The organism is Psychrobacillus mangrovi, from assembly GCF_037104765.1.
In the GTDB taxonomy this organism is placed as follows: Bacteria; Bacillota; Bacilli; order Bacillales_A; family Planococcaceae; genus Psychrobacillus; species Psychrobacillus mangrovi.
Genome location: NZ_JBAWSY010000002.1, coordinates 234,167 through 249,285 on the forward strand (window position 1 = coordinate 234,167; position 15,119 = coordinate 249,285).

The following is a 15,119-nucleotide window of genomic DNA, read 5'->3' on the forward strand; positions in this document are numbered from 1 at the left end:
ATTAGAAAGTCACGTTTTCTTTCACAGTTAATGATAAGTTATCTTTGTTTTTAATACCTTCAATACTGATAATTCTGTGGTTGTGTGATTCCGCTTTTTCAAAACCAGTTTCCGTTGAAATAACATCAATGATTTGAACAGAATTAGCACCTGTTACTCTTACTTTATATACTCCAATTTTTGAACCTGCATCTTTAACAGTAAGAGTACCTTCATCACCTACTGTAAAGTCATTGTTCACTTTATCGTCGAACCATGAAAGTGCAAGATTGATAGTATCTCCGTAACCTACAACTGAATCAGCAGTTGTTGCAGAAGCAAGACTTGCAGAAGCAACTTGGAATGGTCCTACATACACATTATCAGAAGTATCTACGTTTCCAGCAATTGCTTCAGCAGTTGCTACAGTTTGACCTGGTGCAACTTGAACTGCTTTAACTTGAGCAACAGTTCCTGGTAAACCAAGGTTTCCTGCTTGTACTGACCAAACACCATTTGAAACTAGACCAGTACCAATTAGGTTTCCTGTATTTACATTATAAAGGTATACTGTATATCCATTGTTACCAGTACCTTCGAATTTGTAGTTAAATCCATATCCATCATAAGTAACATCATCTGAAGGATTAGTAACTTTAACATTACTAAACGTAACATCAGAAGTGATGTTGAAGTTTGAACTGTTAGATGCAGTCGCAGCGTAAGTTGTTGCTACTACTGTATCGTTATAAGAAAGGGCAGCCTTGAACTGCTCTAATGATACAACATTCCCTAGAATGTGGAATACATCGTTTGCATCATAAGAATACTTAACCCCACCTACAGTGAAGTAGTTGTTAGTTGTATCATGGAAACCAGTAAAAGTTGTGCTTGCTAAAGATGTTCCTGTAGCTTTTGCGTAAACATAAGTTCTTCCTAACTCAAGAACTTTATTATTATCAAGTTTTTTCACTGTTGGAACAAAGCTTGTTTCTGAACCAGTTACTCCGTTAATAACAATTGTTAACACGCCATTAGATGGTACTGAAACTCTTGCAGTATCACCAGTAGCTGGAGCACCATTAATGCTTTGTAAAGAAGCTTTACCTGCAGCATTTAAAGCGATATCAACTTGACCATTGTAGTTAGTTAAATCGTCGTTTTTAACAGTTACTTTATAAACACGAGTACCACCAGTTTCAATTCTTGCAACTCCAACTTCATCTACAAAGAAAGTTGTGCTAGCAGCATCAGCAGCTACTGCGAATGATTTACCAGTGTCTTTACCTTGGTAGAATAATTTATAAGTAGTACCAGCAGCTTGTGTAGAAGTAGTTAGTGTTACTGTTTTACGATCAGCAGAAACTACAGCTTTTTGAACTGTTAATCCATTATCAAATACGAATTGTCCAGCAGGTAAAACTGCATCAACTTCTTTAGAGAATTTAACAGTTACAGTATTTGCATCTACTCTAGATACAGAAAGAACTGATAAAGGTAAAGATTTTGCTACGTCAGCATAATTAGCTTCCAATTGAGTTTTGAAAGTGAATGAAGCTTCTTTTAGGTTTAAATTATAATCAGCTTTTGCCAATTCAGCAGCAGCTTCTTCATTTTTACCTGCTTTAATTAAAGCAGACGCTTTATCTAAATGCATTTTTACAGTTACATCATATTTAACTGAATTGTAAAGTTTTTCAAATGTTGGTTTAACTTTGTCACGGATTCCGTCACGAGTAGATTGACCATAAACTTTATCTAAAAGAGCTGCTTGTTTACGGTACTCTTCAGAAGCCTCATGGTAAGCAGCTTCAACTTTGTTAAGATCTTTACCTTTAATAGCTACGTCAAGTTTGTTTGTTAAGTCGATGATTTTACCACTTGAAGTGATTGCATCGATATAAGCAGCTGCACGCTTAACTTGTAATTTTGGTTCAACAAGTTTAGCGTCTACGCTTAATTTTTCAGATGCAGAAAGCTTTTTAGCTGCTGCTTCTGCAGCTGCGATTGCTTTTTTAGCAGTGTTGTATTGAGCCCACGGTTGTGTTTCATAGTCAGCAGAACCTTCTACTGAGATAGCCCATTTTAATACTGTACCTGCATTTTGTGCGTCTGTTACTAATTGGTTTACATTTGTTGCTGCATCAGCTTGTTGTACTGGTGATACTGCAACGAATGCTGAAGCTGCTACTGCAGTTGAAGCTGCAATTTTGATAGCTTTTTTCTTCATAAACTTGTGATCTCCCTTCGCTTGTGTGTTGCAATTTTTTTTAGAATGTAATACCGGTCGCTTGATCGCGTCCAATATCGTTACCCTAACTAATATATGAGTATACAAAACTCATATGCCAAAATCAACTAAAATCTTCAAAGATTACCAGTTTATTTTTAGGTTAACGGTATGAAAGCACCAAGGACAACATTACATATTCCATATTACAGTAATGTTACCAAACATGCTAGTCTTTTTTTATGAATAATTCCTACTATTTTTAGTTTTATAGATTTTTTTTAATTTCTTTAATAGTACTTTTTAAAATTTATTTTTTATTTTATAAATTTAATGCGTGCATTTTTAAAATTATGTGTTATGATTTACTGTATAGAAGGTTACTTATAGATGTGTAACGCCGTAAACTTGTTTGTACATTGATTAGTGTGCAGCCTTCTACTTCCTTCGTTTTATCGCTCAAGAAAAGAAGCATCTGAACATCGGATGCTTCTTTTCTTATTTTATAAGGGTTTTGGTCTACTGGCCAAAGCCCTTTTTTTTGTTCAGAGAGGCAATTCGCCATCCAGATCCATCAAAAATGAATAATATTGGAACAGGTACGTACCTCTAGTTCTAGTTTAAATAACATGTTTTTTCATTTATATTCTAGATGAGATAGGTATTAAGACTTCGCAGACATTAATCTGACATTGATTATATTACATATATGTTACAACCCCCACCCCTTTGTAACGTCATTGTAAATTAAAATATGAAGAATCTTCCTATTGAAAACGCTTACGATATAAACTTGTAAAAAAACTGAAAGTAGAGAAAAGAAAAAAACCACCAGAAAATTCTAGTGGTTTAGTACTTTTGATAGGAAGTCTTGTGCACGTTGCGTATCCGGATTTGTAAAAAACTTGGATGGTGCAGCGCGTTCAACGATTTTGCCATCTGCCATGAAGACGATTTCGTCGCAGATTTCTTTTGCGAAGCCCATTTCATGTGTTACGACTACCATGGTCATGCCGTCTTTTGCTAGTTTACGAATCGCATCAAGCACCTCAGTTACCATTTCTGGGTCGAGTGCGGATGTTGGTTCGTCAAATAGCATGACTGTTGGGTCCATTGCCAGTGCACGCGCGATTGCTACGCGCTGTTGCTGACCGCCGGAAAGTCTGCTTGGGTAGGCATCGAATTTGTCAGCTAGCCCAAGACTGGTTAGTAGTTCTTTTCCTCTTGTTTCAGCTGCTTCTTTGCTTAGTCCTTTTACTTTGATTGGCGCCATTGTTACGTTTTCTAATGCGGTTAAAAACGGAAATAGGTTAAAGCTTTGGAATACGAAGCCGATGTTCGTTCGAGCTTCGTTGATGTCCGTTTTTTTGTTGTGTATAGATATGCCATCTACAGTGATTTCTCCATCGTCGATTGGCTCTAATGCATTAATTGTACGAATCAGCGTGGATTTACCTGCTCCACTTGGTCCAATTAGTGCAACTACATTCGATTTTGGTACTTCGAGCGAGACGTCGGTTAGGACGTGGTGATCGCCGAAGCTTTTATTGACATTTTTGATTGATATCATGATGATACACCCTCCTTACCGTTATGCTTCGCTCTTCAGTAATCGTTTTTCGAAATATCGAATGATTAATGATAAGCTGAATGTCATGATGAAATAGATTAGTGCAACAAACGTCCACACTTCAATAGAACGAAATGATGTTGCTACTAGGTTTTTTGCGTTTAGTGTTAATTCGGTAGCCGCAATGACAGATACTAGCGATGAGTCTTTTATGAGCATAATAAATTGTGAGGCAAGCGGTGGTAATACTCGTCTAAATGCTTGCGGCAAAATAATATGCGTCATTGCTTTTGCATGTGTCATTCCAAGTGAACGAGCTGCTTCCATTTGCCCTTTTGGCACTCCTTGAATTCCAGCACGAACGATTTCAGCGATAAATGCACCGGCAAATATCGCAAGTCCCCAGATTGAACCCCAATAGGAACCAAGCTTCAAGAATTGTCCTAGTACAAAGAAAATCCAAATAAGTAATACGAGCAGTGGAACACCGCGAATAATCTCTACATATATAGAAGATATTAATCTAAAAAACTTGTTTTTCGAAATACGTCCCATTCCAAAAATAATTCCTATCGGAATAGCGATTAGGATTGAAAGCGCTGAAATTTCCAACGTTTTCAATGCCCCATCGATAAAGACGTCCATATTCCTACCTATAACACTCCAGTCATACATATACATAGTTGTTCCTCCTCTAAGTTGCCAGAGTGTCCTACTCCTCTACTACTTCATCTAACCAGTCGGAAGTCTCAAACCATTTTTCGCGAGATGCAAGCTCAGCTGGGCTTCCTAGATAGCTGCTTAAGAATGAATTTACCCATTGGATTGTTTCGAAGTCATTTTTCTTAAGTGCAATTCCAAGGTTTTCAGTAGATATTAAGCCTTCTAATTGTCTTACTTTGTCTCCATTTTGTAGTTTCCAGACCGCGATTGCTGGCTCGTCATATACAATGCCATCTGCTTGCCCTTGTGCCAAAGCTGCTGCTGCATCCGGGAAGTTTTCAAAGTCCATTACTTGTGCGTTTTTAAATACATCTTTCGCAAGCAATGCTCCTGTTGTTCCAATTCCTACTGCAATTTTCTTACCTTTTACATCTAGGTCTTGCCATGTTTTCGTCGTTGTATCTTTACCAGGTAGCATAACTGCTTGACCAGTTTGGAAGTATGGATCAGCAAAGCTTACTGCAAGCGCTCTGTCCCCACGAATCGTCATACCAGCGAAGACCATGTCTACTTCACCTGTTTGTAGAGCAGGAATCAACCCGTCAAAAGTAAATTGTTTATATTCAATTTCTACCCCAAGTGCCTTTGCAAGCGCTTCCGCAGTATCTGCATCATATCCAACGAAATCACCGTTAGGATTTTTCATATCAAATGGGAAATATCCTGTAGACATCCCAATAATTAATTTTTTTTCTTTTAATGCTTTTTGGATTGTCGAATTTTCTGTTGAAACTCCGCCTCCAGAATCGTTACTACATCCCGCAATAATTAAAACGGTAATCATAAGTAGTGCTGCTAACCATTTTTTCATAACATTTACCCCCATTTATGTATTTTTCAGATCCCCTATTAAGCTACTGAATTATTAAAAGTATAAGTTATTATTATTCATGTGTCTACATAAAAAATAAATTGGGATAATATTATTATTATTGCATCTATTTGAAAAAACAGGCAAAATAGAGAATAGACATACTATACATTATGAGTTTATTAGATTTTTAGAAGTATTATTAAAAACAAATATTTGTGTTTAATTATTCTGCTAATTGAATTTTTATTCAAAGAGGGGTGTTTTCATGGAGTTTCCAAAAGGAGAAGTTGGTAAACGAATAAGATATTTACGGAGGGTGCAAGGACTCACATCGGACGAACTTGCGAAATCTGCCGGTGTTAGTCAAAGCATGATCTCTCAAATAGAGCGCGGACAGGTGTCTCCATCGCTTGAGACCCTTTGGAAATTAAGCCATAGCCTTAAGGTACCGGTGTTTTCTTTTTTCGACACAGAGGAATCGAATGCCGTGACTATATACCGAGCTGAAGAGGTGAAGAATGTCAAACGTGTACGTCCCAATGTCAGCTATCAGTTGTTATCGCCAAGTTCAGGTAAGCAAATGAGCTTTTTTAAGATGATTGTTGAGCCCGGCGATGATTTAGATACGCCACTTTTGTATCATTCTGGAGAAGAATGTGGAATTATGTTGGTTGGAAGTTTGCGTATTGAGGTAGAAGGAGAAATACATATGATTCATGAGGGTGATAGTATTTACTTTGATAGCTCGCTGCCACACAGATTTACGAATATTGGGGATGAGAAATCAGTTTCTATTTGGGCAATGACACATAGTTTTTAGAGTGAGGGCACTGAAACACTTACGTTTTAAATGACGTAAGTGTTTTTGAACAAAAAGAGATTTATTTTTTTCTATTTGTAAATCGCCATGTATATACTTAAATGAAGGACTTCGAGATTATGGGGTGCGCCTACCTGCATTTACTTTAATTTTTTATACGGAAAAACGTTTTTTTTAGATAAAAGAAAGGCTTGATTTTAAGCATACAATAGTTGATTGGAGTGGAAGGCGGCGACTCCAGCCGGAATAGCAAATGTTTTCTGCACCGAAAGCGAAGCGGCAGGTGCATGAGTTGAAGACCCTGGACTGAGCGTAGCGAAAATTAATTTTTGCGACGAGCTTGCGCAGGAGCAAGGGAAGCGGCTGAAACCATGCCGGCTGAAAGCGTCCGCCTGGAACGGAAATCAACGTCTGATTGGTATGAATTAATTTAAGCCCTCTGATTGAATCAAAGGGCTTTTATTAGTTACGCAAACCAACCATGTAAAGCGCCAAGTAATGTAAAGATGACAAGGTGGTCACAAATTGCTATTAATGTTGATCTTTTCGATATTAGACCAAACAACGCATTTTTCACGTAGACCATTTTGATAATTACTCCGATTATGAAACCGATGAGTGCACCTTGAAGTAAGGTTTCTGCTCCCGTTGCATTTATTAGAATAGCTATTAGAAAAGAACTTATGAATGCAATGAGAACCGAATAAATATACTTTATAGGGCCGTTTGTTTGTTGATCTTTTTTATTTGCTAATAAAGTTGAATAATAGATTGTTCCGTAGATCATATATAACAATCCGCCAATAATAATTGCTAAATAATTTAAATTGCTCCAGTCAATGAACATGAAAACCCTCCTAGTTTATGCATCTTTCATTGCTTCTGTACGAACCGTTTCCACAAAACCATCCACTACCTTTTCATTGCTTTTTTTAGGACCTAGTTTGATAAAAGTTTTCCCCATCAGGTTCAGTCCTTCATTTTGCCCGGTATAAATAAACCTTGTAGATTGTTCATCTAGTTTTATGAGTGTGTATGCAGCTTGAATTTTAAAAGCTTTCGCAAGTGTAAATTCAATTTTTTTGTGTTTTTTTTGGTCGTTGTTTTCGTACTCTAAATCCGTCACGATGTAAGTTTCCGTTCTTTTTCCTTCTCGATAGGTTTGCTCATATGTAGAGCCTACAACTCCTTCTTTTATTTCTAAAGGTTTGTGCTCTACTATATTTGGCATAATTCTCTGGATGTTTTCGAGCTGAAAGAGATTCCAGATTGTTTCGATTGGTGCAGGGATGATAATTTCTTTGCTCCAAGTTAGCATTTGTTTACCCCGTTTCATAAGAATAAGTGCGAATTTTTCTAAAGTGTACCATTGAAGATGTAATGAGTCTATCTCATTTATCCATACGTTAGAAAATTAAAGGACCTGCCTAATCGGCAGGTCCTTAGTTGTGAATAGCGGTTCTCTGAGCGCTTTAATTCAAGGGGTTTTATTTTAATATAGAAGAAAGTATATTTACTGCTTGATCGATTTCTTCAGTTGAAACGGTTAGTGGTGGCAGGAGTCGGATGACATTTGGTCCTGCAGCTACTAGTAGTAGACCGGCTTTTTCAGCTTCCGCTATGTATGGAGCGGCTTCGTCGGAGCAAACGATCCCGAGCAATAAACCGGATCCTACTATAGTATACGCTGGTAACGTTTCTTTTAGTTTATCCAAAAAGTAGCTAGATTTTTCATTGACTTCATTTAAAAATTCAGAAGTAAACACATTGTTTAGGACTGTTTGTGCCACTGCTACTGCTAATGGGTTTCCACCGAATGTCGTACCGTGTGTTCCTGGTCCGAAAGAGTCATGTAAGGCACTGGTTCCTAGCATTGCTCCGATTGGAAAGCCTCCTCCAAGGCCCTTTGCTAACGTCATTATGTCAGGCTTTAGGACGGTTTGCTCGTAAGCATAGCGAGTTCCTGTACGGCTGATGCCTGTTTGGACTTCGTCAATGATTAATAATATGCCTTTCGATTCGCAAATATCAGTAATTGCTTGGGCGAATTCGGGAGTTACTTGGTTGACTCCACCCTCTCCTTGAATCACTTCTAGCATGATTGCGGCTACTTCATCATCGATAACCGACTCAAGTTGCTGGATGTCATTGAAAGGTACTGTGCGGAAAGTATCCAGTAATGGTCCAAATCCATTTTTTATTTTATCTTGGCCAGTAGCGGACATTGCGCCGAATGTGCGGCCATGGAATGATTTTTCAAATGTGATGATGGCGTGTTTTCCGGTATGTTTGCGCGCAAGTTTGATCGCTGCTTCATTCGCCTCTGCTCCGCTGTTACAGAAAAACGCGTGTGCTAAATGCGTATCTTTTACTAAGGTCGTAGCAAGCTGCTCCTGCTCTGGACTTTCGAATAAATTCGATGTGTGCCATAGCTTTTCGCTTTGTTGCTGAATAGCTTTTACAATTGCAGGGTGTGCATGGCCAAGGCTAAGCACTGCAATCCCACTTGTAAAATCGAGATACTCTTTTCCAGTATCGTCTACAATAAGCGTCCCTTTCCCTTGCACAAAGTGAATAGGGCGACGGGCGTAATTTTGAAATAAAGAACTCACACGAGTACCTCCTGATGTAAAATGGTCGTTCCTTCTAATTGATCACCAACAATTTGAACGGAAGGAATGCCTGCAGCTAAACAATCGAGTGCAGCAGTTACTTTCGGAATCATTCCTCCGTAGATTTCTCCCGAAGAAATCCACTGCTTGATTGCAGAGGAAGTTATAACTGTTTGTACTTCCCCATCGATTTTAATGCCAGGTGTATCCGTTACAAGCTGCAGACTCTCCGCTTTGATTGCCAGTGCGACTTTATTCGCTACGGTATCGGCATTGATATTAAGCGGCGTACCATTTTCTGTACAGCTGATGCTTGAAATCACTGGTGTGATACCGTTCGCTAAAAATGTTTCTAGTAACGAGCTGTTTACTTTTTTTATTTCACCGACAAAGCCATAAGTTTCTTTGTCTAAGAGCGTGCTTTCTAATAAATTGCCGTCATATCCGCTTAAGCCAATTGCTGTAATCCCGCTTTTATTCAGCTGGTGAACAAGGGACGGATTTACTTGGCCGACTAGAGTTGACTGGACTATTCCGATTGCTTCTTCGGACGTCACTCGAATGCCGTTTATAGATGTTGATGTTATATTGTTTTTTTCTAGCTCTTTATTTATTGCAGGGCCTCCACCGTGGACGATGATTAATTCATTGCCAGCAGCTTGGAGTTTTTTGAAATTGGTGAAGAAGTTTTCATTCAGCCCCTCGAGCATGCTTCCACCGAGTTTGATGACGATGCGTTTAGGAGCGGTAGGTTGCGTTAATTTGGACGTAGTCATATGTCAAATCGCACCCCCATGCAGTTCCTAGGCCATCGCCTTGATGGATATCTACGTATATTTTTACTTCTGGTTGTTTTAGATAGACAATCAAGTCTTCTTCTGAGAAAGCAACAGGTTCGCCGTTTTCAACAACTTTTGTCGTTCCAATATGAATCGTGATTGCATTAGGATCAAGGGTTGCACCGCTATAGCCAACTGCTGCGATGATTCTGCCCCAGTTTGCGTCGTTGCCGAACACTGCCGTTTTCACAAGTGGAGAGCCGACAACTGTTTTAGCAATTTTGCGAGCTTCCGCATCTGTTATTGCCCCTTTTACTTCCACTTCAATTAGTTTTGTTGCGCCTTCTCCGTCTTTTGCAATCATTTTCGCCAATTCTTGGGACACTACATGTAAAGTTTGTACGAAGTTTTCCCAATCAGGATGATCCGGAGTAAGCGTATTATTTTCCGCCATTCCGTTAGCCATAACGACTACCATATCATTGGTGGATGTGTCGCCATCGACAGTAATTGCATTAAAAGTTATGTCGGTAATGGATTTTAGAGCTTTTTGCAGATATTTGGATTCGATGTTTGCGTCCGTTGTAATGAAACCTAGCATCGTCGCCATATTAGGTTCGATCATACCAGAGCCTTTTGCAGTTCCGGCAATAATCACTTCTTTTCCATCAATAATTGTTTGATAGGAAGTGTTTTTTGTAACGGTGTCTGTCGTCATGATTGCTTGCGAGAAGCTCATAGCACCTTCCAACTCATCAACTGGATCTAATTGTTTGATACCTTCTGTTACCGGATCCATTTTCATGTGTTCGCCGATGACACCTGTAGATGCGACACCAACAAGATTGCGGTCGATTCCTAGTTTATCGGCAGTTAGTTTTTGCATCGTGTACGCATCTGCCATGCCTTGCTTGCCTGTGCATGCGTTGGCATTCCCAGCATTGACGATGATTGCCTGCATTTTACCTGTTTGGTATACCACATCTTTTGTAATTAGAAGTGGGGCAGCTATAATAGCGTTCGTTGTAAATACTCCTGCGACACTTGCAGGAACCTCACTGACTAGTAAGCCAAGATCTTTTTTCTTGTGCTTAAGGCCGCAGTGAATGCCAGTTGCTTTAAATCCTTTTGGTGACGCAATATTTTTATATGAAATACGTTTCATAGCCATGGTGGTTGATGTATCCAATTTTGATTCCTCCTGAATTTAGATGAATAATGGGACGTGCTTGAGGCCAGTTGTTTGATCTAGGTTAAATTGAACGTTCATGTTTTGAATCGCTTGGCCTGCAGCCCCTTTGACTAGATTGTCGATCACTGAAACAACTGTAGCTCGGTTTGTGCGCGGATCGACTTTCACGTGAATATCGCAGTAGTTGGAGCCATATACTTGATTCGTTTCGAATTTGTTTGCCTCTTTTATTATACGAACGAATGGATGGTTTGCGTATGTTACTTGTAGTGCATCAATTAAATGTTTTTCTGTTACGCCTTCGTTTACAGGGGCATAACTAGTTGCAAGAATTCCTCTTGTCATCGGTACAAGATGTGTCGTGAACGTGATGGGGGATGTTTGATTGGCAAAGAGGTTAATCGCTTGCTCGATTTCCGGTATATGTTGGTGTTGATGTAATTTGTATATAGCAGTGTTTTCATTCGTTTCACTGAAATGCGTCATTTGACTTGGCTTGTTCCCTGCTCCGGAAATTCCACTTTTCGCATCGATGATGAGATGCTTTACGTCGATAAGGTTTTCCTTTAGGAGTGGTAGTAAAGAAAGCAGAACTGCAGTCGGATAACATCCGGGGTTTGCGACAATATCCGCTTTTTGAATTTCAGCTTCATTCCATTCTGTCAGACCATACACGCTTTTTTGTATTGCTTCTATAGGAGCTGGTGTTTTTTTATACCATTGCTCGTATTGAAGCGGATCTTTTAAGCGGAAGTCACCAGATAAATCAATTAGCTTTGGACCTTTATCTATTAATGATGGAAGTAACTGGCTGGATACCCCTGAGGGAGTGCTCGTAAAAATCACATCATACTCTGACAATCTATCAGGTTCGATTTTTAATAATGGCTCATCATAAATATTCATTAAATGTGTATATTTATTCGAAAACTTGTTTCCTTCATCTGAAGAAGTGAACAAGTCAAGCTTTTCTATTTCGGGGTGGGTATGAAGAAACCTAATCAACTCAAGCCCACCATAACCAGTAGCACCAATAATTCCAACATTCATTTTCTTCACCTCTTCAGTAAGTTAGAATCTATTATAATATTGCATAATTATAAAGTCAATCGTATTTTTATAATTTTTTGGTTATTTTATAAATTTATGAATTTAGGGGGAGTTATATTACAGGAGTGTTACTGGTGCCTGGCACCAGTAACACTCCCAGGAACCAATAACACTTTTGAAACAGAAAAAGGAGCGAATTGGGGAATTCGCTCCTTTGATGTTTAATTGTTGCCATTGTTGTTACCATTGCCGTTGTTACCGTTGCTGTTATTGTTTTTTTCGTTGTTTTTTTGGGATTTTTCGTTTTCTTTCTGTGCTTTTTCCGCATTTTTTTGTTGGTTCTCGTTTTCTTTATTCTTATCTTTTGATTGGTTTTCATTTGATTTACCATTATTATTTTGTTGTTTTTCTACTTGTCCTGGTGGTTTTGCTTTTTGCTCTTTTTGCTTTTCATTTATCTTTTCTTGTTGCTGTCGCGCTTTTTCTTGTTGCTTTTGCTGTTGTTGCTCATGTTTTTGTTTTTGCTCTTGTTGTTTTTCTAGTTGCTTCTCTTTGTTCTGTTCCTTGTTTAAATTGTTTTGATCGCTACTGGATGGTGTTTCTTGCTTGATAGCATCTTGTTTGACAGGAATACCATTTTCTCTTTGATTATCTTCTATTTTACTTTCGTTCTCCACTTCTTTTAACTTTTGAATGGATATGTTGTGTTTGTCTGCTTCTTTACGTTCTTCAATGGAACTTTCATTTATTGTCCAGACTTTTTCGGTGTGCTCACTTTGCACTTCTTCGACAGCTACTTCTATTATTTCTTTAATTTCGGATGATTCTATATTATTTTCATATATGGTTGTAATAGCAATTTCTTTTGCTATGGGACTAATTAGTTTTACTGCATTTGCTAGTACGATGTCTACGGGGTTCCCTTCCCAATCTTCGAGCTGAATTGGAGCAGATTCATTTAACGAACGGAGTGTCACTACTAATCCTTCTTGATCTACACCTAATTCTACTGAATTTTTCGCATCTAATTGTACGTAAGCCAAAGCTGTCCCAGGAGTAGGAATAAAGGATACAATTACAAATAGAAGAAACACTGCTGCGACAATAACGGGTGCCAGAAAAGAGGGTTTCGCCCATTTTTCATTTAGAGTAGTTGCTTTATATAAGTGGAATTCAACTTCTTGTCCAATCTCAGGATTCGATTTCAGAGGAATTCCTCGAAGAAATTTTCCTTCCTTCGTAAGAAAAATCATATATTTAGTTTTCTTTTCGCAAACAATTCCGTTATATGGACGCATCAGATGATTTCTCCTTTTACATACTCTTTTATATAAACGAAGTCACTTTTAAGCAGTAATGCAACTGCTATTATGTATTTTCTATGGCGTTCTAATGTTTTTCGAGAGACCTCTACGATTTCTTCCATTTCTTTCAGTGGTAATTTTTTGTACTTTATTAGAAATTCATAGAATTCTTCTGTCTCTGCGATTATTTGTGCTGTTTGAAAGGCTGTTTTTCTCGCATCCTCATGCTTTGGAGCAACCTTTGCTAAATCCTCAAATGATAGCCCGAACTCTACTAACAATTTAGTATAGCGAGAGAGTTCGTCTCTTCTTGCTTCAGCCTGTTTTTCTAAGGAATAGGAATCGAGCGCTTGCGCATCGAATAATTGTTGATGCTCAGTTGCGGCATCTTCTCTTGAAGCATTTATTAATAAAACTTTCTCTTTTCGTAGAGATTCCTTGCGAATAAAATCAATGATACGTCTTTTTATAATCAAATGGGCATAAGTTTGCAAGGATGCATTTTCATCAGGATTAAAACTCATAATCGCTTCATGGAACGCACTCATTGCTATACTATACTCTTCATCATGTTCATCAATAGCTCTTTTACAAACAAAGGAAGCAGTTTTTTTCATAAATGGGGTAAAGGCTAAAAGAAGGTCATTCAAAACCTCCTGGTCTCCTGCTTTTGCCATTTGCACAAGTTCACTTGTTATTTGTTTTTCTTTTGTTTTTGGTTTGAAAATTCCTTGTATAATGGACAAAAGCATACATACCCTCCCGTTCTCATCTTTCCCTGAGCCTATAATTGTAACTGGCTTATCGGAGAATGAAAAGCGGTTAAACTATAAATAGTTCAATCTTCGTCATCATCATTGTCGTTCTTTTTGTTTACTTGTTAAGCAGATCTGCACAATTCTTTTGTTATTCCATTTCTTTGTGCTCATTATATTGTTCGAAATGCTTAGTTGTATTTATGGGGGTAGCCAGTAAATTAAGTTTTTATGTGGAAATTAATAGAGGACATTATGATATCAAGTGGAAAATAAAAATATTAGCAAAAAGGAGGTTACTTACGAACCTCCTCCTTGCCTGTTTTGTTTTGTAATTCCTTGGAATAATAGATGAAATCATACGTATCTACACGTTTTTATCTTCATCTAAAGTACTGGGTTATACATATTTAAATAGTGTAATTTTAAAGAGGATTTATTTGTCTTCTTTACTTTTTTTATTCTCTTGTTTTTGTGCTTTTTGTTGATCTTTTAAAGCTTTTTGTTCATCTTTTAAAGATTTTCTTTCTTCTTTATGCTCTGCTTGAAGTGCTTTACGCTCTTCTTTTTGCTCAGCTTTAAGTGCTTTACTTTGTTCTTTTAAAGATTTTTCTTCTTCCTTAGCTGGTTCTTCTACAACAGGTTTTTCAGCTACTGGTTTTTCTACAACAGGTGTAGGTTCAACTTTTACAGGTTTTTCTTCAACTGGTTTCTCTACTACAGGTTCCTCTGTTTTTGGTTTTTCAGCTTCTTCTTGAGCGGCTTCAAATTTAGCGATTGCTCTTTCAGCATTTCGTAAAATTGATGCTTTTGCAGTTTCACTTCCAGCATTTTCATAAGCTTTTGCAAGTGCTGCTAGATTTCCAGCAGTATAACCTTCAGGAATTTCAGGGAATTCACTTACTGGTTTTGCTTCATCTTCTTTTTTAGTCTCATCTTTTGTTTCAGGAGTTGTTACGACTGGTTTAACAGTATCTCCTGTTGTAACTGCTGTTTTTTCCTCTGTAGATTCAGAGTTCAATTTGCTTAAATCAACTTTATCGAACAAATTTTCATTTGCCCAAGCGTAACCTGAACCTGTTATCGTAATAGTTGCTACCAATAAAGCTGCACTTGTTTTCTTCCATTTCATCTGCATCTTCGAATCACCTCGGATAGAATTTGTCCGGTGTTATGCTCGGACACTATATTATTCGAAATATACTCATATCTTTTGGGGGTGAAGACAAAAAAACAGTATTACAGTTGTGGTACTTTTTGGGGGCTCCAGTAAAACAAAAGTACTAAATTT

At 37.9% G+C, this 15,119-nt stretch carries 14 protein-coding genes and 1 pseudogene; 2 read left to right on the forward strand and 13 right to left on the reverse strand.

All coding sequences use genetic code 11. From position 1 onward, the window contains the following. Window position 1 precedes the first annotated feature (1 nt). The 4 genes from WAX74_RS04175 to WAX74_RS04190 all read right to left on the reverse strand — a co-directional run bounded on the left by WAX74_RS04175 (window position 2) and on the right by WAX74_RS04190 (window position 5,313). Window positions 2–2,209, reverse strand: coding sequence for a hypothetical protein (locus WAX74_RS04175; RefSeq protein WP_336496404.1), 2,208 nt, complete (start codon window positions 2,207–2,209; stop codon window positions 2–4). Between the two features lie 841 nt (window positions 2,210–3,050). Continuing rightward, window positions 3,051–3,779 (reverse strand): amino acid ABC transporter ATP-binding protein, encoded by a 729-nt coding sequence (locus WAX74_RS04180; protein ID WP_336496405.1) that lies wholly within the window; start codon window positions 3,777–3,779, stop codon window positions 3,051–3,053. Window positions 3,780–3,800: 21 nt separating this feature from the next. Then, entirely contained in the window at window positions 3,801–4,460 is a 660-nt protein-coding gene (locus WAX74_RS04185) for an amino acid ABC transporter permease (RefSeq protein WP_336496406.1), read from the reverse strand. 31 nt (window positions 4,461–4,491) lie between these two features. Continuing rightward, complete coding sequence (locus tag WAX74_RS04190; RefSeq protein ID WP_336496407.1) at window positions 4,492–5,313, reverse strand: transporter substrate-binding domain-containing protein; 822 nt, start codon at window positions 5,311–5,313, stop codon at window positions 4,492–4,494. A 268-nt stretch (window positions 5,314–5,581) separates the two neighbouring features. Here WAX74_RS04190 and WAX74_RS04195 point away from each other — a divergent pair. Continuing rightward, window positions 5,582–5,758 (forward strand): annotated as a pseudogene (locus WAX74_RS04195) (helix-turn-helix domain-containing protein); the annotation flags it as partial. A 69-nt stretch (window positions 5,759–5,827) separates the two neighbouring features. Next, window positions 5,828–6,136: a cupin domain-containing protein gene (locus WAX74_RS04200; protein ID WP_336496732.1), complete on the forward strand. Its 309-nt coding sequence runs from the start codon at window positions 5,828–5,830 to the stop codon at window positions 6,134–6,136. 466 nt (window positions 6,137–6,602) lie between these two features. Here the strand turns inward: WAX74_RS04200 and WAX74_RS04205 are convergent, their stop codons facing one another. From WAX74_RS04205 to WAX74_RS04245, 9 genes are all read right to left on the reverse strand, one after another. Continuing rightward, complete coding sequence (locus WAX74_RS04205) at window positions 6,603–6,983, reverse strand: DUF1761 domain-containing protein (RefSeq protein ID WP_336496408.1); 381 nt, start codon at window positions 6,981–6,983, stop codon at window positions 6,603–6,605. A 15-nt stretch (window positions 6,984–6,998) separates the two neighbouring features. Further along, window positions 6,999–7,454, reverse strand: a complete 456-nt coding sequence (locus WAX74_RS04210; protein ID WP_336496409.1) for an SRPBCC family protein — start codon at window positions 7,452–7,454, stop codon at window positions 6,999–7,001. 169 nt (window positions 7,455–7,623) lie between these two features. After that, window positions 7,624–8,748: an acetylornithine transaminase gene (locus WAX74_RS04215; protein WP_336496410.1), complete on the reverse strand. Its 1,125-nt coding sequence runs from the start codon at window positions 8,746–8,748 to the stop codon at window positions 7,624–7,626. Continuing rightward, complete coding sequence (gene argB / locus WAX74_RS04220; RefSeq protein ID WP_336496411.1) at window positions 8,745–9,524, reverse strand: acetylglutamate kinase; 780 nt, start codon at window positions 9,522–9,524, stop codon at window positions 8,745–8,747. Before argB ends, WAX74_RS04215 begins: the two co-directional genes overlap by 4 nt. Further along, complete coding sequence (argJ, locus tag WAX74_RS04225; RefSeq protein WP_336496733.1) at window positions 9,487–10,698, reverse strand: bifunctional ornithine acetyltransferase/N-acetylglutamate synthase; 1,212 nt, start codon at window positions 10,696–10,698, stop codon at window positions 9,487–9,489. The genes argB and argJ overlap by 38 nt, the downstream gene beginning before the upstream one ends. Before the next feature lie 36 nt (window positions 10,699–10,734). Then, the gene (argC, locus tag WAX74_RS04230) at window positions 10,735–11,769 is read right to left on the reverse strand and encodes an N-acetyl-gamma-glutamyl-phosphate reductase (protein ID WP_336496412.1); all 1,035 of its coding nucleotides are present in this window, start codon (window positions 11,767–11,769) and stop codon (window positions 10,735–10,737) included. Window positions 11,770–11,990: 221 nt separating this feature from the next. Beyond that, a complete protein-coding gene (locus WAX74_RS04235; protein WP_336496413.1) occupies window positions 11,991–13,067 on the reverse strand; it encodes an anti-sigma factor domain-containing protein in 1,077 nt (358 codons plus the stop codon). Beyond that, on the reverse strand, window positions 13,067–13,825 hold the full coding sequence (gene sigI / locus WAX74_RS04240) for an RNA polymerase sigma-I factor (protein WP_336496414.1): 759 nt from the start codon (window positions 13,823–13,825) through the stop codon (window positions 13,067–13,069). Before sigI ends, WAX74_RS04235 begins: the two co-directional genes overlap by 1 nt. A 439-nt stretch (window positions 13,826–14,264) precedes the next feature. Continuing rightward, window positions 14,265–14,966 carry a hypothetical protein gene (locus WAX74_RS04245; RefSeq protein ID WP_336496415.1) on the reverse strand — a complete coding sequence of 234 codons (702 nt, stop codon included), beginning with the start codon at window positions 14,964–14,966 and terminating at the stop codon, window positions 14,265–14,267. Between the last annotated feature and the right edge of the window lie 153 nt (window positions 14,967–15,119).